The sequence below is a fragment of the Mesorhizobium sp. M6A.T.Ce.TU.002.03.1.1 genome, assembly GCF_003997275.1.
Taxonomy (GTDB): Bacteria; Pseudomonadota; Alphaproteobacteria; order Rhizobiales; family Rhizobiaceae; genus Mesorhizobium; species Mesorhizobium mediterraneum.
In genome coordinates, this window is the sequence record NZ_RZTI01000049.1 from 20,245 (window position 1) to 40,063 (window position 19,819).

The 19,819-nt window shown below is 60.7% G+C and carries 17 protein-coding genes and 1 pseudogene; 16 read left to right on the forward strand and 2 right to left on the reverse strand.

Going from position 1 to position 19,819, the window contains the following annotated elements; all coding sequences use genetic code 11:
* Positions 1–3 precede the first annotated feature (3 nt).
* From EOC93_RS16430 to EOC93_RS16470, 9 genes are all read left to right on the forward strand, one after another.
* A complete protein-coding gene (locus EOC93_RS16430) occupies positions 4–732 on the forward strand; it encodes a TfuA-like protein (protein ID WP_164547140.1) in 729 nt (242 codons plus the stop codon).
* A 151-nt stretch (positions 733–883) separates the two neighbouring features.
* Positions 884–1,996 (forward strand): hypothetical protein, encoded by a 1,113-nt coding sequence (locus tag EOC93_RS16435; protein WP_245457954.1) that lies wholly within the window; start codon positions 884–886, stop codon positions 1,994–1,996.
* 29 nt (positions 1,997–2,025) lie between these two features.
* On the forward strand, positions 2,026–2,718 hold the full coding sequence (locus EOC93_RS16440; RefSeq protein ID WP_126105389.1) for a hypothetical protein: 693 nt from the start codon (positions 2,026–2,028) through the stop codon (positions 2,716–2,718).
* A 980-nt stretch (positions 2,719–3,698) separates the two neighbouring features.
* Complete coding sequence (locus EOC93_RS16445; protein WP_245457953.1) at positions 3,699–4,808, forward strand: efflux RND transporter periplasmic adaptor subunit; 1,110 nt, start codon at positions 3,699–3,701, stop codon at positions 4,806–4,808.
* Entirely contained in the window at positions 4,805–7,987 is a 3,183-nt protein-coding gene (locus tag EOC93_RS16450) for a multidrug efflux RND transporter permease subunit (protein ID WP_126105388.1), read from the forward strand. Before EOC93_RS16445 ends, EOC93_RS16450 begins: the two co-directional genes overlap by 4 nt.
* 683 nt (positions 7,988–8,670) lie before the next feature.
* Complete coding sequence (locus EOC93_RS16455) at positions 8,671–9,630, forward strand: helix-turn-helix domain-containing protein (protein WP_127205140.1); 960 nt, start codon at positions 8,671–8,673, stop codon at positions 9,628–9,630.
* 145 nt (positions 9,631–9,775) lie between these two features.
* Positions 9,776–11,293: an aldehyde dehydrogenase gene (gene adh, locus EOC93_RS16460; RefSeq protein ID WP_127205141.1), complete on the forward strand. Its 1,518-nt coding sequence runs from the start codon at positions 9,776–9,778 to the stop codon at positions 11,291–11,293.
* Between the two features lie 66 nt (positions 11,294–11,359).
* Positions 11,360–11,698 carry a DUF779 domain-containing protein gene (locus EOC93_RS16465; protein ID WP_095488981.1) on the forward strand — a complete coding sequence of 113 codons (339 nt, stop codon included), beginning with the start codon at positions 11,360–11,362 and terminating at the stop codon, positions 11,696–11,698.
* A gap of 96 nt (positions 11,699–11,794) precedes the next feature.
* A complete protein-coding gene (locus EOC93_RS16470; protein WP_095488980.1) occupies positions 11,795–12,010 on the forward strand; it encodes a DUF1858 domain-containing protein in 216 nt (71 codons plus the stop codon).
* Here the strand turns inward: EOC93_RS16470 and EOC93_RS16475 are convergent.
* Positions 12,007–12,711 (reverse strand): Crp/Fnr family transcriptional regulator, encoded by a 705-nt coding sequence (locus EOC93_RS16475; RefSeq protein WP_095488979.1) that lies wholly within the window; start codon positions 12,709–12,711, stop codon positions 12,007–12,009. The two genes, EOC93_RS16470 and EOC93_RS16475, sit on opposite strands and share 4 nt — an antisense overlap.
* 226 nt (positions 12,712–12,937) lie before the next feature.
* Here EOC93_RS16475 and EOC93_RS16480 point away from each other — a divergent pair, with 226 nt between their 5' ends.
* From EOC93_RS16480 to EOC93_RS16505, 6 genes are all read left to right on the forward strand, one after another.
* The gene (locus EOC93_RS16480) at positions 12,938–14,140 is read left to right on the forward strand and encodes an NnrS family protein (protein ID WP_095488978.1); all 1,203 of its coding nucleotides are present in this window, start codon (positions 12,938–12,940) and stop codon (positions 14,138–14,140) included.
* A gap of 143 nt (positions 14,141–14,283) precedes the next feature.
* Positions 14,284–14,730, forward strand: a complete 447-nt coding sequence (locus EOC93_RS16485; protein ID WP_095488977.1) for a pseudoazurin — start codon at positions 14,284–14,286, stop codon at positions 14,728–14,730.
* Between the two features lie 300 nt (positions 14,731–15,030).
* Positions 15,031–16,134: a copper-containing nitrite reductase gene (gene nirK, locus EOC93_RS16490; protein WP_095489237.1), complete on the forward strand. Its 1,104-nt coding sequence runs from the start codon at positions 15,031–15,033 to the stop codon at positions 16,132–16,134.
* A 72-nt stretch (positions 16,135–16,206) separates the two neighbouring features.
* Positions 16,207–17,079 (forward strand): SUMF1/EgtB/PvdO family nonheme iron enzyme, encoded by an 873-nt coding sequence (locus EOC93_RS16495; protein WP_095488976.1) that lies wholly within the window; start codon positions 16,207–16,209, stop codon positions 17,077–17,079.
* Between the two features lie 21 nt (positions 17,080–17,100).
* On the forward strand, positions 17,101–17,613 hold the full coding sequence (locus EOC93_RS16500; RefSeq protein WP_245461477.1) for a group III truncated hemoglobin: 513 nt from the start codon (positions 17,101–17,103) through the stop codon (positions 17,611–17,613).
* A 9-nt stretch (positions 17,614–17,622) separates the two neighbouring features.
* The gene (locus EOC93_RS16505) at positions 17,623–18,054 is read left to right on the forward strand and encodes a potassium channel family protein (protein WP_127205142.1); all 432 of its coding nucleotides are present in this window, start codon (positions 17,623–17,625) and stop codon (positions 18,052–18,054) included.
* Between the two features lie 12 nt (positions 18,055–18,066).
* Here EOC93_RS16505 and hemN read toward each other — a convergent pair whose 3' ends face one another.
* On the reverse strand, positions 18,067–19,416 hold the full coding sequence (hemN, locus tag EOC93_RS16510) for an oxygen-independent coproporphyrinogen III oxidase (RefSeq protein WP_127205143.1): 1,350 nt from the start codon (positions 19,414–19,416) through the stop codon (positions 18,067–18,069).
* Positions 19,417–19,572: 156 nt separating this feature from the next.
* On the opposite strand from hemN, the pseudogene EOC93_RS16515 reads away from it, so the two are divergent.
* A pseudogene (locus tag EOC93_RS16515) lies at positions 19,573–19,819 on the forward strand (Crp/Fnr family transcriptional regulator); the annotation flags it as partial.

Here is a 19,819-nt window from a genome sequence, read left to right on the forward strand (position 1 = left end):
CAAATGCGTCCCAAGCTGGTCTTTGCCGGTCCCACCCTGTCACAGGGCGAAGTGCTGGAAGTGGTGGAGGCGATCTGCCTTCCGCCGGCTGTGCAGGGTTCGATCATTGCGGCCGTGCAGCATTTTGATCCGAGTGCGATAGTCATCATCGACGGCGGCTTTCAGTCGGAGCCGGCGGTCCGGCACAAGGAAATCCTTTGGGCAATAGCGAAAGGTGTTCCGGTAATAGGCGCGGCGAGCATGGGGGCTCTTCGCGCTGCGGAACTCTTTCCATACATGCAGGGAGTGGGGCTCATCTACCGGTGGTATCGTCGTTTTGCGTTTGCGCCTGACGATGCAGTGGCCGTGCTGCACGGACCATGGGGGGTAAACTCCGCGCCCATAACCCACGCGCTGATCGATCTTCGCATGACTGTTCGCAGGGCCTGCCGTCGAGGCATCATTTCGGCTGAATACAGAACCAGCCTGGAGCGCGCCGCGCGAGCTCTCAACTTTCGCGAGCGCACGCTCGCCCGCATGGTCGGTGACGCCTTGTCATGCGAAGGTGATCTCGTTGTCGAGAAATATCAGGAGATCCTCGCCGCAGCTTTCGTTCAGCAAAAGAAGCAGGATGCGCGTGATGCACTCCGGCTATTGGATCACGGTTTATTCAAGGAGCCTGCACCCCTGCCAGATTTCCAATTGACGGCGGCTTTCTTTAAGGATCTCGACGAAGCCGGGTTAGAGATTTGAAAGCATCAGGGCGAGAATTCTCAATCTCAATTTACAATACGTAAGATTTTGCTAATGTATTAAAATGAGAGGGGCTGAGCTACTAGGAACGCTCGATCGATCCAACGATGAAAGTCGCTCCGTCGGCACGCGCTTCCTGCTATTTCCGCAGGTGCCCCACCTTGCCAATTACGGCACACCCGAGACCGTCTGGATATCGACCCCGCCGGGCCGGTTACGCCCCGGTCCGGAGGACCATCGCATCTATGTCCGCGATCCGCTCCTCGACAAGGAACCTTACGAGTATCCCTATCTGCCGCCCTTCGTTGGCGAGGTCTTCCCGTCGGCGGAACCCGCCTACGACGGTCACTTCGACCGGATTTCATTGAATTCACGTCAGTTCCTGGCGGCACACGCCTTCGGGGCAGTCAGCCGGGTCCTGGACATCTGGGAAAGCTACCTTGGGCGGCCGATTACCTGGTACTTCGCCGAAACCTATGAGCGGCTGGAGATCATTCCGTGGGTCGACTGGAACAACGCCCAGTCTGGCTACGGTTATCTGGAACTCGGCGTGGACAGGGCGCCCGACGGTCGAAATTATCCCTATGCCCTCAACTTCGATACGATTGCGCATGAGGTCGGCCACGCGATTCTGTTTTCCCTTTTTGGAGTGCCGGCAAATGGCTTGAAGACCGGCGACTTCGCGTCGTTCCATGAGGCGAGCGCCGACATAACGTCGCTTCTGTCCTTCCTGCATTTCGATAGCGGTCTCGACCGGCTGCTCCGCCACAGCAACGGCAACCTCCTCGTCCTGAACGAACTCAACCGCATCGCCGAACTGATCGGTGACCGGCAGATTCGCCTCGCCAGCAATTCGCGCCGCATGTCTGAAGTCTCCGACGAAATCCATGACAGGTCGCGGCCTTTCACGGGGGCGGTATTCGATACGATCGTAGACACCTATCACGCAAATCTCGTGGGTGATGGACTAGCCGACGAGCGGCTTCTCGATATCGACATCAGGGATATCGACGAGGCCGCCATGCAGCTCATCTCGGATTTCACAGCGCTGGCCTTCCGTGCCAGGCCGTTCCTGTTCAAGAGCGCGCTCACCCGCGCGCGGGACGACGTGGCGCTGGCTCTCGCACGGGCCTGGTCCGGCCTCGATGCGGACGATCTGACATTTGAGAATGCCGCGATGGCCATTGCCGAAGCCGGCAGCCGCATCGCGCCAGCGCTGGGCGCTAAGTTCGAGGAAAACTTCAGGTGGCGAGAAATTTCATGAACTGAATTGTCAAAGCGAGGAGGACTGACATGAGTGACGACTATCACCGTCCGACACTGACATTCCCCAACGGTGCATACAATGCAACGCAGGTCAGGCTCTACGGAATTGAGGCGGAAATTGGTATTTCCATTCCCGGACAGGCCAGCGAAATCTCGAACACCAACATTTATGTCCAAACAGCACATGACGTTAGCGCCGACGAACGGGAAGTCAACGCAGCGAAAGAAGTACTTAAGAAAGCCACATCGAATAAGGTCCGCCGCGGCATAATGCTCGGCCAAGGCAACTTGCCTAGTATACCGATAAGAGCCAGCTTCAGTATTAAATTGGATATAAAGGAATTTGGCACAGCCGTTGTGACTGTGACTGCACAAACATATATGCTGGGCAGCAAGCCAGAGAAAGAGCTTTCTTGCGGGTTGATTGTCGGCTACGCCTACGAAGGTCATACATTTGACCTGCCAAAACCCAAGATAATGCTAGTTAATAAGTTCCCAGAATTGGAGATTCCAAAGGATGACTCCGACTACAAATTGAAAGAAGATGCAGGTTATGCTGTCTGGATCGTTGATAAACTCGACCAATGCGTGGAGATTGAAATTAACCAAGGCTTTGTCGAACAGCTTGTTCTCGAGGCCAACCTTCCGGGCAAGCGCTCACCGACCATGTATGCTGCGAGGCAGGCGCTCGGGCACCGCAGCGGAAGGCTGACTGAGTAGTGATAGATCCTGCTACTTCGCGGCCCGTCGAGGGGTTGTGTCAGCCGGCCCGAGCTTGGTGCAGTCGGAAACGATAACCTCGCGGAGCTTGGGGCGTCGAGCTGGCTGCGGCGCTGCACAATCGAACTCGGGGCTTGGCACCCGGGCTCGGTTCGGGTCGCTTCGCTGCAATTGTAGGAGGCGACGGGTCCGTTTTTCGGCAGGTGAAACCGGCAAAATACGTCGGAGGCGAGATCCCAAGCCCATGGCGAAAGCCGCCCGGCAGTGTGCGCACAACCATCGGAAGATCGCCAGCACCGTCGCTGGAGCACTGCACGTCACGGACATGATCGCGCCTCGGTGTCCACGACGGTGCCACGACCGCCATAGCGTTCCTCCTTTGCCGCGAGCCGTGCGGTTCCCAGCCCGGAGAGCGACGTGTTTTGCGGGGTCATCGGTCATCGGTATCATGTCATCACAAGCACCCAAGGGCAGGCGAGCGGCGCAAGTTGTCTCGGCAACCGGACATTCATTCCGGCAGCAAGCAAAGTCGGCAATGGGTCAAAAAACCCGCCTATTCGCACGTCGTCGCCTCCGATCACCGCACGCACTGCATGGAGGTCTTTCGAAGCCAGAATTCTTGAGTTAGGTCTGCGTCCAGTGCTTTCGACGAGAAGGAGAAAAAGGCTCAACCAGTCCTCCCGACAGAACCGCCGCACGTCGGGATGCGCAATGGCTTGTCAGATACGCTTTAGCTCGAGCGCATGGCGATGCTTACGCAGCGCGGATAAACGCAGGCTGTCGGTTGTGGCGGTCAGTTCAAAAAGATTGATTTGTGCGGTACACCCGCTGCCTAGATGTTATGGCTTCGCATGAAGGGCCGATTACGAGGGGTAACCATGGTTCACACTGCACGCCTCCGCCACGATTCTCTGGCCGCCCCCTCCAGCAGAAACGTCCCTGCAAAATGGCTCGCCGCCGCGGCCTTCGCGGCGATTGGCTTGCTCGCGACCCCGGCCGCACAGGCGCAGGAAGCGCCTCCCGCGCCCGTCGTCACGGTAGCCAAGCCGGTGGTGCGCGATATCGTCGAGGACGATGAGTTCGTCGGCCGTTTCGAAGCCGTCGACCAGGTTTCGCTGCGCTCCCGCGTCGGCGGCTATCTCGACCAGGTCCATTTCCAGGACGGTACGCTGGTCAAGCGGGGCGACCTCCTGTTCACCATCGACCAGCGGCCGTTCAAGGCGGCGCTGAACCAGGCGCAGGCGCAGGTCGACTCGGCCAAGACCCTGGTCGAATTCAGCAAGATGCAGTTCGAGCGCGCCGAGACCCTGTCGCGCGAAGGCAACATACCGGTTTCGACACTGGACGACCGCCGCCGCGAATATCTCGCCGCCCAAGCGCAACTGGACGGCGCGGAGGCGGCACTTGAAAACGCAAGTCTCGATCTCGAATTCACCGAGATCAAGGCGCCGTTTTCCGGCCGGGTCAACCGCCGGCTCGTCTCGCCGGGCAATCTGGTGCAGGCCGACCAGACCGTGCTGACCACCATCGTCTCGATCGACCCGATCGACTTCTATTTCGACATCGATGAGCGGTCCTACTTCGCTTATGCGCGCGACGCCCGCGAGCGCGGCGGCGTCATGCAGGAGGGCGCCGGCGGCGTCGATGTTGTCGTCCGTGTCGCCGACCGTGATGAAGCGACGTTCAAGGGCAAGCTCGACTTCGCCGAGAACCGTCTGGACGAAGCTACCGGCACGATGCGGGTCAGGGCGCGCTTCGACAACAAGGACGGCGTGCTGCAGCCGGGCATGTTCGGCCGCATCAACGTGCCCGCCTCGCTGCCTCATCCGGGCGTGCTTCTGCCTGATGAGGCGATCGGCGCCGACCAGAACCGCCGCATCGTCTTCGTTGTCGACGAGGCAGGCCTGATCTCGGCCAAGCCGGTGCGCACCGGCCCGCGCATTGACGGCTATCGCGTTATCCGCGAGGGCCTCACCGGCGAAGAGACCGTGGTAACCAACGGGCTGGTGCGAGTGCGACCGGGCGTCACCGTCAAGCCCGAGATGACCACGTTGCCGCCCAAGGTTGAAGCCGAAGGGCAGACGCAATGAACTTCGCCCATTTCTTCGTCAACCGCCCGATCTTCGCAGTGGTGCTGTCGATCGTGCTCGTGCTCGTCGGCGGCATCGCCTATACGCAGCTTCCGGTCGCGCAATATCCCGAAATCGCGCCACCGACCATCGTGGTGCGCGCCTCCTATCCGGGCGCCGACGCCGAGACGGTCGCCGCGACCGTGGCGACGCCGATCGAACAGGAAATCAACGGCGTCGAGCACATGCTCTACATGTCGTCGTATTCCTCCGGCGAAGGCTCGATGTCGCTCACCATCACCTTCCGCCCCGGCACCGATCTCGACGCGGCGCAGGTGCTGGTCCAGAACCGCGTCTCGATCGCCGAAGCGCGCCTGCCGGAAGAGGTGCGCCGGCTCGGCATCACCACGGCGAAAAGTTCGCCCGACCTGATGATGGTCATTCATATGCTGTCGCCCGACGACACATATGATCAGCTCTACGTCTCGAATTATGCGCGTTCGCGCGTGCGCGACGTCCTGCTGAGACTGGACGGCGTCGGCGACGTGCAGATCTTCGGCGAGCGCGAATATTCGCTGCGCGTCTGGCTCGACCCGGAAAAGCTGTCCGCCTACGGAATGACCGCAGGCGACGTAGTCCAGGCGCTGCGCGACCAGAATGTCCAGGTGTCGGGCGGCTCGATCGGCGCGCCGCCGATTGGCGACGGCTCGGCCTTCCAGTATACGGTCACCACGCAAGGGCGCTTCGAAGACGCGCGCGACTTCCGCTACGTCATAGTCAAGTCGACCGAGGACGGCCGCTTGATCTCCCTGCAGGATGTGGCGCGCATAGAGCTCGGCGCCAGGGACTACGTCACCAATTCCTATCTCAACAACAAGGCGGCGGTGGCGCTCGGCATCTTCCAGCGGCCGGGCACCAATGCCTTGGCCTCGGCGGAAGAAATCCAGGAGACCATCGCGGCGCTTTCGGAGGATTTCCCGAAGGGGCTGGCCTACGAGATCATCTACAATCCGACCGAGTTCATCGCTGAATCTATCAACGAGGTCTATGTCACCATCGCCGAGGCGATCCTGCTGGTGGTGATCGTCATCATCGTGTTCCTGCAGTCGTGGCGCATGGCGATCGTGCCGATCGTGGCGATACCGGTCTCGCTGATCGGCACGCTTGCCGTGCTGCTCGCCTTCGGCTTCTCGCTCAACATGCTCACTCTGTTCGGGCTGGTGCTGGCGGTCGGCATCGTTGTCGACGACGCCATCGTGGTTGTGGAAAATATCGAGCGGAACATCCGGCTGGGGCTCGCCCCGCGCGCCGCTGCGCACAAGACCATGGATGAAGTGGGAAACGCGGTCCTCGCGATCTCGCTGGTGCTGATCTCCGTCTTCGTTCCGGCGGCTTTCATTCCCGGGATTTCCGGCCAGTTCTACCTGCAGTTCGCCATCACCATCGCGGTCTCCACCGCGATCTCCGCATTCAACTCGCTGACGCTTTCGCCGGCTCTCGCTGGCGTCCTTTTCAAGCCGCACACCGAGGAACATTCGAACTTCTTCCTGGCAAGGTTCGGCCGCGCTCTGGCGAACGGGTTCAACAACGGGTTCGACAGGATGGCGGACGGCTATGCGTGGCTGGTGCACAGACTGGTCGGCACGGCTCTGGCGCTTGCCGCCATGCTGCTCGTCTTCGCAGGACTGCTCTACGCGACCTATCACATGCTGCAGACGGTGCCGCGTGGCTTCATCCCGAACATGGACCAGGGTTATGCGATCGTCGTCGTGCAATTGCCGGAGGGCTCTTCGCTCGCCCGAACGGACGCAATCATCCAGAAGGCGTCGGATATCATCCGCGAGACGCCGGGTGTCGCCAATGCCGTCGCCTTCGCAGGATTCAACGGCGCGACATTCACCAACGCCAGCAATTCCGGCGTGATCTTCGCGCCATTCAAGAGCTTCGAGGAACGGCTCGAGAGCGGCGATACTTCCGACAAGATCATCGGCACGCTGTTTGGCAGCCTGCAAAGCATCCAGGAGGCCTTCATCATCGCGCTGCCGCCGCCGCCAGTGCGGGGCATCGGCAACTCCGGCGGCTTCAAGATGATGCTCCAGGAGCGCAACAGCGCCGACATGCGGCCGATTCTGGCGCTGGCCAACGAAATCGCCGGCAAGGCCAACCAGACGCCCGGGTTGACGGGCGTCTTCACCACCTTCTCGGCCTCCAGCCCGCAATTCTTCCTGGCGATCGACCGCGACAAGGCGCGCATGCTGAACGTGCCGATCCCCAACATCTTCGAGACGCTGTCGATCAATCTAGGCACCGCCTACGTCAACGATTTCAATGCTTTCGGTCGCGTCTACCAAGTGCGGGCGCAAGCCGACCAGGCTTTCCGCATCGATCGCGACGACATATTGAAGCTGAAGGTGCGCTCGGCGGCCGGCGACCTGGTGCCGCTCGGCACACTGGTCGAGATCCGCGACGTCACCGGTCCCTCGCTCGTGCAACGCTACAACATGTATGTCTCCGTGCCGCTTCAGGGCAATGCAGCGCCGGGTGTCGCCACGGGCACGGCGCTCGACCTGATGGAGGGGATCGCAGCCGAATCGCTGCCGCAGGGCACTTCCTTCGAATGGACTGAACTCGCCTTCCAGGAGCGGCAGACCGGCAACACGGCGGTGTTCATCTTCGGCCTGTCGGTTCTGTTCGTCTTTCTGGTGCTCGCCGCGCTATACGAAAGCTGGATTACGCCATTCGCGATCGTGCTTATCGTCCCGCTCAGCGTGCTGGCCGCCCTCTTGGGCGTCGCCTTCCGCGGTCTCGACAACAACATCCTCGTGCAGATCGGGCTGATCGTGCTCATCGGCCTGGCGGCGAAGAACGCGATCCTGATCGTCGAGTTCGCGCGCCAAGGTGAGGAGCGTGGCCTTGACGCCGTCGAGGCGGCTGTCGAGGCCTGCCGGCTGCGGCTGCGGCCGATCCTGATGACGGCATTCGCCTTCATCCTGGGCGTGGTGCCGCTAGTGATCGCCAGCGGGCCTGGCGCGGAAATGCGCCAATCGCTCGGCACGGCCGTGTTCTCCGGCATGCTGGGCGTGACATTGTTCGGCCTCTTCCTGACGCCGGTCTTCTACGTTGCTCTGCGCAGGACATTCCGGCGCAGGCGGCCTGAAGCCGGCCCGACCTTGGCTTCCGAGAGCGGCGCAGCCGAGTAGACGCCGAGCCGATGAGGCGCCGGGTTCAGACTGAAGCCGGACCGGCGGGTTCCCGAATCTCGCGGAGGGATGGATCGGCGATCCATCCCTCGAGCGGATCGAGATGTTCCGGCGCGCCGTACGCTCGCTTCACATCGTCCACGCCCAAGCCGTCTGGATCGCGCAGAAAAGCGCATCTAGCCGATCGCCGCTGGGGTCGTCGGCCGGCCGACGAACAGGAGCGAAAATAGAGGATAGAAACAGGCACAAGATCGCTTCTCCTGCCCTTGGATCGTGGTCAAGTGTTGCCAACTACCCGGCGCTAACCCGCGGAAATGTCGCTGCTATTCTGAGACGGGGGAAAAACCCGGAAATCGAGCAGACTGAATGGTGGGCCCGGAAGATGCATTAAAGCCGTTGATTTCATTGACTTTTTCGTGGGCCAAAATCAAAAAGCTTCCCGTATTGTTCCGCACGGTCCCGCGGCTGGTCATGGTCGTTCCTCTTTGCTCTCGATCAATGAATGCCCAATTCGTGCTGGTAGGCTTTGGGGGCACCGGCGAGGAACGACTATCGATTGGCCAAAATCACTAACTGCCAGGAGAACATAGAGGATTTACCCCATCTGGTTCTTCTGTCGAATTGACAACGCGGTGATTGAAATCGGAACCTGGTGCGACAAGAAGCGGGGATGGGAGGATAGCATGGGCGAGGATCTATCCGGTCATCATGCCGATCGCATTCAGGCCGCGATCGCTTCGGGCGCGGCGGCGAAGTCCGCGCTGGTTGCCTCCTGGCGGCGGTCTTCCAGTTTGCACCGGCTCGATCCAGCCGATCGCAGTCCTCCCCGCTACCTAACGGATGCGGAATTGGGGGAGGCCCGACAACGCATCGAGCCGCTCATTCGGGCTGCCCAATCGAGCCTCGACAGACTCTATTTTGCGGTGGGCGGGGTCGGGTGCTGTGTCCTGCTCGCCGATCGCAACGGGGTGCCAGTAGAACGGCGCGGCGCGCCTGTGGATGACGAGACGTTTCATTCCTGGGGGTTGTGGACCGGCTCCGTCTGGAACGAGGAGAGCCAGGGCACCAACGGGATCGGCACCTGTCTGGTCGAACAGCGTGCGCTGACGATCCACCGCGACCAGCATTTTCAAACGCGCAACACGGGGCTGAGCTGCACCACTGCTCCAATCTACGATCATGAAGGGAATCTTGTGGCCGCGCTTGACGTCTCTTCCTGCCGGGCCGATCTGACCGAGGCCTTTGCCAGTCTTATTTCGGTGGCAGTGGTCGACGCGGTGCGTCGGATCGAGGCCGAGAACTTCAGGATGGCGTTTCCCAAGGCGCGAATTCTTTTGGCGCCGGTGACCGACAAGGCGCTGATCGCCGTTGATGCGGACGACCTTGTGGTCGGCGCGACCCGGTCGGCTCGCCTGGCGCTTGGAATTACCCAACATTGTCTCGACAAGCCGATGCCCGCAACCGATCTGCTCGGTTGGGCTGAGAGCGGCCACGAAGTTCTCGCCGAAGCGGAGCGCGGTGTTCTCCAGCGGGCGCTCGCGCGCGCAGACGGAAATGTGTCGGCTGCGGCTCAGGCGCTTGGCATCAGCCGCGCGACGCTTCATCGCAAGCTCAACCGCCTGGATGTCCACCGGTCTCACTGACCTTCGAATCCTCGCCTGACTGTCGCAATTCTGCGACACATCCCGCTCGGCCACTGTCGTCGACACGGTGACAATCGCGGCGGAAATCGCAAGTCTCTCTTCCGAAGCGTCGCATCCCGCGACGTCAGCTTTGGGAGGAAGACACATGAACAAGGTTGAATTCTCACGCTCGGTCAAGGCGCCCTTCGACAAGCGCTACGGCAATTTCATCGGTGGCAAATGGGCCGAGCCGCGCTCCGGCCGCTACTTCGAAAACTACTCGCCGGTGAACGGTCAGTTGCTGTGCGAAGTGGCGCGTTCGGATGCGCAGGACATCGAGGCAGCGCTTGACGCGGCCCATGCCGCCAAGGACGCCTGGGCACGCACCAGCGTTGCCGAGCGGTCGCTCATGCTCAACCGCATCGCCGACCGCATGGAGGAAAACCTCGATCTCCTCGCTCGCGCCGAAACCTGGGATAACGGCAAGCCGATCCGCGAGACGACCGCGGCTGACCTGCCTTTGGCCATCGACCATTTCCGCTATTTCGCTGGCGCCTTGCGTGGCCAGGAAGGCAGCCTTTCCCAGATCGACGACGATACCGTCGCCTATCATTTCCATGAGCCGCTCGGCGTGGTCGGCCAGATCATCCCCTGGAACTTCCCGCTGCTGATGGCATGCTGGAAACTTGCTCCCGCGCTTGCCGCCGGAAACTGCGTCGTGCTGAAGCCTGCCGAGCAGACGCCGGCCGCCATCTTGCTGTGGGCCGATCTTGTCGGCGATCTGCTGCCGCCGGGCGTGCTCAACATCGTCAACGGCTTCGGCCTCGAGGCCGGCAAGCCGCTCGCATCGTCACCGCGCATTGCCAAGATCGCCTTTACCGGCGAGACCACGACCGGCCGGCTGATCATGCAATATGCCAGCCAGAACCTGATCCTGGTCACGCTGGAACTGGGCGGCAAGTCGCCCAACATCTTCTTTAGGGATGTCGTCGCCGAGGACGACGATTTCTTCGACAAGGCGATCGAAGGCTTCGTCATGTTCGCGCTGAACCAGGGCGAGGTCTGCACCTGCCCGAGCCGCGCGCTCATTCACGAATCGATCTACGACACGTTCATGGAACGCGCCCTCAAGCGCGTCGAGGCGATCGTGCAGGGAGATCCGCTGGACCCGGCGACGATGATCGGTGCCCAGGCCTCGTCCGAGCAACTGGAAAAGATCCTGTCCTACATCGACATCGGCCGCCAGGAAGGAGCCGAGGTTTTGACCGGCGGCGCCCGCAATGTGCTGCCCGGCGATTTGGCGGGCGGCTACTACGTCAAGCCGACGGTGTTCAAGGGCCACAACAAGATGCGAATCTTCCAGGAGGAGATTTTCGGGCCGGTGGTTTCGGTTACGACCTTCAAGGACGACGACGAAGCGCTGGCGATAGCCAACGATACTCTCTACGGCCTCGGCGCCGGCGTCTGGACGCGAGATGCCAACCGTGCCTATCGCTTCGGCCGGGCAATCCAGGCCGGGCGCGTTTGGACCAACTGCTATCACGCCTATCCGGCACATGCAGCTTTCGGCGGCTACAAGCAGTCCGGCATCGGACGCGAGACGCACAAGATGATGCTCGACCACTACCAGCAGACCAAGAACATGCTGGTAAGCTATAGCCCGAAGAAGCTCGGCTTCTTCTGATCGCCTTTTGGCTCACAGGCGCGGCTCCGCAGGGGGCCGCGCCCAAACTGGAAATCGAAAAAAGCGATGCATGCCAAGGTCACGGCAACGCCGGCAGCGCTTGAATTGATCGCGGAGATCGTGGCCGAGCACGGTCCGGTGCTGTTCCATCAATCCGGCGGCTGCTGCGATGGTTCTTCGCCGATGTGCTATCCGCGTGCCGGCTTCATCGTCAGCGACCATGACGTGCTGCTCGGTCACATCGGCGAAACGCCGTTCTACATCGGTGCGTCGCAATTCGAGGCCTGGAAACATACCGACCTCATTATCGACGTGGTGCCTGGCCGCGGCGGCATGTTCTCGCTGGACAACGGGCGGGAGAAGCGGTTCCTGACGCGGTCGACGATCTGCGCCGTTCAACCGTGATGAGGGTGCATCGGCCTGTTTCCTCCTTGTCTCAGCGCAACGAGCATCCCGCGAAGCGGATGCAATATGTCCGCTTCCAAAGCGCGGACAAGCAGCATGAAACACAAATTCAGCGACGATGCGACGATGGACGAAATCATGAGTAGGTCGCCGGCGGCCATCCGGGTCGTGCTCCAGCACGGCATGCTTTGCGTCGGCTGCCCGATTGCTTCGTTTCACACAGTTTCCGACGCGGCACGGGAGCACGATCTGAGTGAAGAAGAACTCCGTTGCGACCTGCTGGCGGTGACGAACGCCGGCGTCCCGGATTAGCCTTTTTCTTCACGGCCCTCCGCGATTAGAAGGAGTCGGTGAGGTTCGACCACGGTCACCCGCTGGCGTCCGCTTTTGACCAATCCCTGGTCTTCCCATGCCGAGAGCAGCCGGCTCACCGTATGGAGCGTTGTTCCCGTCATCTCGGCAATGTCCTGACGTGAGATGGGGAAGTCGATCAGGATGCCCTCCTCGGTCTTTTTGCCCGTCTGCTTGATCAGCTTGAGCAGCGCATGGGCGACGCGCTGATCCACCTGCTCGGTGGACATCTCGATGACGCGCGTATGGGCATCCTGCAGCCTGCTGCCCACGGCCTTGTAGGTGTTGGCGCTGAAACTGGGGAAATCGGCGGCGAATGCCGGCCACAGGCGGCTCGGCCAGGCAAGAACTACGCAATCGACGGCAGCTATCGCATTTGCCGGATAAGTGGTGCGGCCAAGCGCATGGGCGATGCCCATCAACTCGCCTGGACTTATGTATCGCACCGTCACCTCGTGGCCGTCAGGCGTCGATTTCACGACGCGCACATGTCCGTCGAGCAGCAGGAAAAACGAATGTGCTTCCTGCTCCTGCTGGAACACCGGGTGGTCCTTGGCAATCCTCTGTGACCGGGCCTGGCCGACAATACGGTCGAGATCCGTGGCGGCTATGCCTTCAAAGACAGACAACCCGGCAATCAGCGAGCGATCGAGGCTACCCAACTCCGTTCCTCCCGAACTTGACCACGGCAACGCATCCAGGTCGCCTGGTCGGAGAATGTCTCATGGGCGACCGATGGGCGGCAAGAGGCGCGCGCCTTTCCTGAAATTCCCGATCTTGTTTGCGCAGCGGCAAATTCCGTCTGCCAGGCCAGGATAGAACGACCGAAGTGGCAGCCGTCGACATGACCTGTCACGTCCGCCCGTAGCTTTCATTTCAGGGGATATCATGGCAATTCCACGCACGCGGCCAAGCGCCTATCCGGCAGTTCTCTCTTACGGTTTCCGGCCATTTTTTCTCCTCGGTTCCCTGCAGGCCGGCGCAGCTATCCTGTTCTGGCTGCCTTTGTTCTACGGCAAGCTCGAAGCCTCCAGCGTCTTCTCGCCCGTGGACTGGCATGTCCACGAGTTGCTGTTTGGTTATCTGGCGGCTGTTGTGACGGGTTTCCTGCTAACTGCAATCCCGAACTGGACCGGACGTCTTCCCGTGCAGGGCCCTCCCCTGCTGGCGCTCGCATTGCTTTGGTGCGCGGGACGGTTCGTCGTCTTCTTTTCGGCGGAGACAGGGTGGTTGCTCGGCGCCATCATAGACTGCGCCTTTCTTCTCGCGGTTGTCGCCGCCGCCGCAACGGAAATCATCGCCGGCCGAAACTGGCGAAACCTCAAGGTCCTTCTGCCTGTGACGGTGCTTCTGGCAGCGAATATGACGTTTCATGCCGAGGCGCACTATCAAGGCGTGTCCGACATCGGCCGCCGCCTCGGTCTTGGCGCAGCGGTGGTCCTCATCATGATCATAGGTGGCCGCATTATTCCCTCCTTCACCCGCAATTGGCTGGCGCGCGAGAGACCGGGACGGCTTCCGGTCCCGTTCGGCAGGTTCGACGTGGGAGCGATTACGCTCTCAGCAGCGGGATTGATGGCCTGGGCCTTTCTTCCAGACAGTGCTGGCACCGGGGCAATGCTGATCTTGGGGGCGATTCTCAATACCATTCGGCTTGCCCGGTGGGCCGGAGACCGAGCGCTGCGCGATCCTCTGGTGCTGATCCTGCATGTCGCGTTCGCCTTCGTGCCGATCGGCCTCCTGATTGCCGGCCTCGCTGTCTTCGTGCCCGAGAAAGTGCCCGCAGTAGCCGGCATTCATGCGTTCGGCGTCGGAGCGGTTGCATGTATGACGCTCGCCGTCATGACCCGCGCCACGCTCGGACACACAGGTCGCGAACTGCGGGCAAGCATCGGCACTTGTGTGATCTTTGTCGCGATCGCGCTTGCGGCCCTTTTTCGCATCGGTGCTGCATTCTCACCGGCGCAAGCGATGCTTCTCCACATTTCGGCGGCGCTATGGGTCGCATCCTTCATCGGCTACGCGGGCCTATTCGGCGGGATGCTCATTCGACCACGTTTGCAAGTGAGGCAGCCGAGAACCGCCGTTTGAAGGCCGACCGGCTCCTTAGACCAGGCAGCTCTCTCCCATGCACATTTCGCATGCCAATTTGCGCCAGCGCAAATTTCCAAGTCTCTCGGTCACGTAGAAGAGCGCAACGGTTGATGCCGTGATGAACAAAGAAAGGATCCCCCATGAAATTGCCACTGATCGCCGCGGCCATCGCCCTGCTCTCCATCGCCGGTGCGGCAAATGCCGAAGAACATGTCGTGCAGATGCTGAACAAGGGAGAGAAGGGCTCAATGGTCTACCAGCCTGCCTTTGTTCGGGCGGCGCCTGGAGACACGATCAAGTTCGTGCCGACCGACAAGTCCCACAACGCCGAAAGCATCAAGGGCATGATCCCGGACGGAGCTGAAGCTTTCAAGGGCAAGCCCAACGCGGAAATTGCCGTGACCGTGACCCAGGAGGGGGTCTATGGCGTGAAGTGCGCTCCACACTACGGCATGGGCATGGTCGCACTGATCGTGGTCGGTAAGCCTATCAACCTGGCAGCAGCGGAAGCCGTCAAGCAGGTCGGAAAAGCCAAACCAGTATTCGCCGAACTGTTCGCCGAAGTGACCAAGACCGCCTCTAACTAACCTTTTTCACAGATCCCCTCCGGTTCGGCGGCCGGGGGAAGGCCGGGTGGACCAGGGGAGAGGTCCAGCCCGGCCTATTTCATTCCCGATTTCATGCAGCAGAGCCGATGCCCTCCGATCTGATGGGAGTTGCCCTCTCTCAGGCGCGGCTTCCCATCCGGTTCGGCGTCCACGTTGGTACATGCAGTCTCCAAAACACAGAAAATTGCATCAACGTTTTGGATTTGCGTTAGCGCAAAGACTTGGCCGGAGCCGAGACTATTCTGACGACATCGAATGGCCGAAACCAAGGAGATGGAAATGCTTACGAGACGCGAAGCTTTGTTGGGTTCTGTTCTTACCGCAGCCGCGGTCGCCACTGTTGGTGCAATGCCGGCCGTGGCAAGCGCCAAGGATGTCGCCGGGCTGCCCCGTGAAAAGGTAACCATGGTCCCGCCGCCGTTCGTCCATGCTCATGATCAGGTCGCCAAGGGCGGTCCAAAGGTCGTCGAATTCATCATGACGATCGAGGAAAAGCCGGTGGTTATCGACGCCGACGGCACGCAGCTCAATGCAATGACCTACAACGGCTCGATTCCCGGTCCTCTGATGGTCGTGCATGAAGGCGACTATCTCGAGCTCACGCTCGTCAACCCCGACACCAGCACCCTCGCCCACAACATCGATTTCCACGCCGCTACCGGCGCGCTTGGCGGTGGCGAATTGACGCTGGTCAATCCGGGCGAGCAGGTCACGCTGCGCTTCAAGGCGACCCGGAGTGGAACGTTCGTCTACCACTGCGCACCCGGCGGCGCGATGATCCCATGGCACGTGGTGTCGGGCATGAGCGGGGCGGTGATGGTGCTGCCGCGCGACGGCCTCAAGGACGACAAGGGCAGGCCGGTCCGCTACGACCGCATCTATTACGTCGGCGAGAACGATTTCTACATCCCGCGCGACGAGCAAGGGCAATTCAAGAAGTACGAGTCGGCCGGCGACAATTACGAAGAAACCATGAGGGTCATGCGCGGGCTGATCCCGACGCATGTCGTGTTCAACGGCAAGGCCGGTTCCTTGACCGGGGACAATGCCATGAAGGCAAAGGTCGGCGAAACGATATTGATCGTTCATTCGCAGGCGAACCGCGACACGCGTCCGCACCTGATCGGCGGGCATGGCGACTTTGTCTGGGAACAGGGCAAGTTCGCCAACCCTCCCGCGAAAGACCTGGAAACCTGGTTCATTCGTGGCGGATCGGCCGGCGCGGCGCTCTACACGTTCCTGCAGCCAGGCATCTACGCCTATGTGAACCATAATTTGATCGAGGCAGTCGAACTCGGCGCGACCGCGCACTTTACCGTCGAGGGAAACTGGGACGACGATCTGATGATGCAGGTCGAACCGCCCAAGGCGATCGCCTCGTAGACGGGAGATCCGATCCTCAGTGCAACCCGGCGGCGGAGCCAAAGGGTTGTACTCGCAGCCGGACTTGATGCCATGTCCTTCGACCCTGTCTTCACCTTCGGGACAATTGCGGCTGCCACACTGATCAGCATGGGCATAGCCCATACGTTCGGCGAGAGTCCCCTGAAGTTCTCCCAACCGGTCGCCGTAAGCGAACTGGTGGTCCTGGGACCCGGCTCGTTTGAGCACCCACAGGCTGGGGAATTCCTCAAGGAGAACCATCCTGTCGCAGCGCCCGTCGTGCAAACCTCCATCGACGCGCCACTGGAAATCATGAAATACCAAGTCAGTGTATCGGAATATGGACGTTGTGTGGCGGACGGCGCCTGCAAGCCAGCAGACGCACGCAATGTCGGACACCTTCCGGTCACCGGTGTGAGCTATCTCGATGCCGAAGCCTACGCGAGGTGGTTCTCGGCGCGGACAGGAGGGACATGGCGGTTGCCGACAGACGTGGAGTGGGCCTATGCGGCCAGTGAACGGTTCCGAGGTGACATTGAGGGCGGCGAAAGCGACCCGAACAACCCGGCGCGCCGGTGGCTGACACAGTATCGCCTGGAGGCCTCGCTCGGACGGAAACCTGATCCAGAGCCGAGGGCTCAAGGGTCCTTCGGTACCAATTCAAAAGGCCTAGCGGATATTGCGGGAAACGTCTGGGAATGGACCTCGACATGTTATTCCCACGCCACGATAGATATTGATGGTAAGCGGACCGCGAGTTCGATCGACAATTGCGGCGTGCACGTCGTTGAGGGGTTCCACCGCACCTATATGTCGAACTTCATCCGGGACGGAAAGAGCGGCGGTTGCGCAGTCGGCACGCCGCCCGACAATCTGGGTTTCCGGCTTGTCCGCGACCAGCCCAGTCTCGTGCAGGTTGCCCTTCGGCGCCTGGGCTTCTCCTGACAGCATAAACAAGAGTGCATGATGACATTGAAATCAGCTTTGGATCGGGCGCGCCCGATCGCGGAACAGCCTCTGAACCATACTGGCGTCGATCGAAAGTCTGTCGGAAAACTGGTCCGCGAATTCTACGCAAAAGTCAGAAGCGACGAGCGTCTGGGGCCGATTTTCGCGCGCGAGATCACCGGCGACTGGGAGCCCCATCTCGAGAAAATGACGGACTTCTGGTGTTCCGTCATCCTCAAGAGCGGCGATTATCACGGACGCCCGGTGCCGGCGCACCTCAAACTCAAGGACGTTACCGAGGCCGATTTCGAGATCTGGCAGGGCCTGTTCGGCCAGACGGCGGCTGAACTCTTCGCTCCGGAGCCGGCGGCGGTGTTTGTCGACCGAGCCGAGCGGATCGCGACAAGCCTGAAGCTGGCGATGTTCTTTCGTCCCGTTCCTGCCGTGACCGTCTGTGGCGAACAGGCCGGCCTCGGCGAAACTCGGCCGGTTTTGATTTCGCGCAAGGAACGCACCCCGAGAGATTCCTAATTTCGTCGCATGGCCCTCAATCTCTTCGTCGGCACGATCGTCATAAGCATGACGGTCCTGATTCATACCTTCGGTCTGATCGCCGTTACCCATGCGATGGGGCATCTGGTGGCACGGTTTCGCATGCACGGTCGCCGCAGCCGTATAGTCGCGATGATCAGTGTAGTGATGGGGCTGTTTGCCATCATAACCACTGAGGTTTGGCTATGGGCAGGGCTCTACCGATTGCTCGATATCTTTGCCGACTTCGAAACCGCACTGTATTTCTCGACCGTTACCTTTTCGACGGTCGGCTATGGCGATGTCGTACCCGCTCACGGGTGGCGCGTGCTGGCGGCGCTCGAGGGGGTGAACGGGTTTCTGCTCATTGGCTGGTCGACCGCCTATCTGATCGCGGCTGGCACCCGAATCGGCCCATTCAAGACCGGGGAGCATTTCTGATCAGGCCGGTGCTCAGACTGCCACCGAATGCTTGGCTTTACCGGTTTCGAAATATTTGTCGAACCTGGCCGCTATATTGCGAACAAAGGGACGATTTTCCACCGGCACTACGAAACTGTCGCCATTCAGTTCCAGCAACCGAGCAGGATCACGAAGGGCGACGGAACTCGCCTGGAGCAGAAGCTTCTGGCCGATTTCGCCGAAGCGTTCGACCAGATCGATCGCCGAGAAGGCGAAATCGCACATCAGCCTTTCGATAATCCAGCCGCGCACGCGGTCATCTTCCGACAACTCGATGCCGCGCACGGCAGCCAGACCTCCCTGCTCCACCATGCGTCCGTATTCGGCGGTCGCCGGCATGTTCTGTGCATAGCCCTGGCGGAACTGGCTGATCGATGAAGGACCAAGCCCGATCAGTGTCTCACAGCGATCCTCGGTATAGCCCTGGAAGTTCCGGTGCAAGGTTCCGGTCCGTGCCGCAACGGCCAGCGCATCACCGGATCTGGCGAAATGATCGAACCCCACGGGTTGATACCCTGCCTTCAGCATAAGGCCAGCGGCAATTTGCGATTGAGCGAAGCGTTCGACCGAATTCGGCAGCCACGCTTCGTCGATCATCGTCTGGTGCTTCTTGAACCAGGGCACATGCGCATAGCCGAAAAGCGCCATCCTGTCCGGCTCCAGAGTCAGCGCCTGCGCCACGGTGGAGGAGACGCTGTCCCGGGTCTGATGCGGCAAGCCGTAGAGCAGGTCGAGATTGACTGATTCGACGCCGCGCGAACGAACGCCCTCGACAACCGCTTTGGTCTGCAGAAAGCTCTGCTCGCGGTTGATCGCCTTCTGCACCTTAAGATCGAAATCCTGGACGCCGAGGCTCGCCCGCGTCATGCCGATTTCGGCGAGTGCACCGAGGCGAGCATCGTCCATATCGTTGGGTTCGATTTCGACACTGATCTTGGCGCCGGGAAGAAACTCGAAACTGTTGCGCAGGACAGTTCCCAGCGCCACCATATCCTCGGGTTTGAGCATCGTCGGCGAGCCACCGCCGAAATGGACGGCACCCACACGGCCCTTGCCTCCGACAAGACTGGCGACGGTAGCTATTTCAGCGTGCAGTGAGCGCAGATACGTGGTCACCGGTTCATAATGGCGTGTCTGCTTGGTGTGGCACGCACAGAACCAACAAAGCTTGTCGCAGTAGGGGATGTGCAGGTACAGCGAGATCTCGCAGCCATCATCGAGCCCCTGCAGCCAACCACGATAGACGGCAGCATCAACGCCTGAATGAAAATGCGGCGCGGTCGGGTAACTGGTGTAGCGGGGGACATTCTCGCCAAGTCTGGCAGCCATTTCCGGTCGCATGTCGCCTTCCATCATCCTTGCAAGGCTGAATTCTGGCTGCAGATCCGCACCGTCGCCTTGATTTCGGTCAAGGCCCTCCGCGGACAAACTGCCGCAACAGATTTTCTGCCGCCGATGCTATCTTACGGGCACCTTGGATCCGTCGGGACGATTATGATGATAGTGCGGCAGGACGTTCACAGTGCCGATATTCCTGTGCTTTGCCAGTCTTGCGAGGCACGGCATCGCGGCGTCTGCGGTGCGCTCGATCCCGGCCAGTTGGTCGGGCTCGCCAAGACCTCGTCGAGGCACAAGATCGAGCCGGGGATCGAACTGATTGGCGACGCCGAGACCGTCGACAGCTTTTCGAATGTGCTTTCGGGCGTGGTGAAGCTGACAAAGAGCCTTTCGGACGGACGCCAGC

Coding starts and splice junctions, on each gene's coding strand:
- EOC93_RS16430 (WP_164547140.1), top strand. CDS start 4: ATGCGTCCCAAGCTGGTCTTTGCCGGTCCCACCCTGTCACAGGGCGAA.
- EOC93_RS16440 (WP_126105389.1), top strand. CDS start 2,026: ATGAGTGACGACTATCACCGTCCGACACTGACATTCCCCAACGGTGCA.
- EOC93_RS16450 (WP_126105388.1), top strand. CDS start 4,805: ATGAACTTCGCCCATTTCTTCGTCAACCGCCCGATCTTCGCAGTGGTG.
- EOC93_RS16455 (WP_127205140.1), top strand. CDS start 8,671: ATGGGCGAGGATCTATCCGGTCATCATGCCGATCGCATTCAGGCCGCG.
- adh (WP_127205141.1), top strand. CDS start 9,776: ATGAACAAGGTTGAATTCTCACGCTCGGTCAAGGCGCCCTTCGACAAG.
- EOC93_RS16465 (WP_095488981.1), top strand. CDS start 11,360: ATGCATGCCAAGGTCACGGCAACGCCGGCAGCGCTTGAATTGATCGCG.
- EOC93_RS16470 (WP_095488980.1), top strand. CDS start 11,795: ATGAAACACAAATTCAGCGACGATGCGACGATGGACGAAATCATGAGT.
- EOC93_RS16480 (WP_095488978.1), top strand. CDS start 12,938: ATGGCAATTCCACGCACGCGGCCAAGCGCCTATCCGGCAGTTCTCTCT.
- EOC93_RS16485 (WP_095488977.1), top strand. CDS start 14,284: ATGAAATTGCCACTGATCGCCGCGGCCATCGCCCTGCTCTCCATCGCC.
- nirK (WP_095489237.1), top strand. CDS start 15,031: ATGCTTACGAGACGCGAAGCTTTGTTGGGTTCTGTTCTTACCGCAGCC.
- EOC93_RS16495 (WP_095488976.1), top strand. CDS start 16,207: ATGTCCTTCGACCCTGTCTTCACCTTCGGGACAATTGCGGCTGCCACA.
- EOC93_RS16500 (WP_245461477.1), top strand. CDS start 17,101: ATGACATTGAAATCAGCTTTGGATCGGGCGCGCCCGATCGCGGAACAG.
- EOC93_RS16505 (WP_127205142.1), top strand. CDS start 17,623: ATGGCCCTCAATCTCTTCGTCGGCACGATCGTCATAAGCATGACGGTC.
- hemN (WP_127205143.1), bottom strand. CDS start 19,416: ATGCGACCGGAAATGGCTGCCAGACTTGGCGAGAATGTCCCCCGCTAC.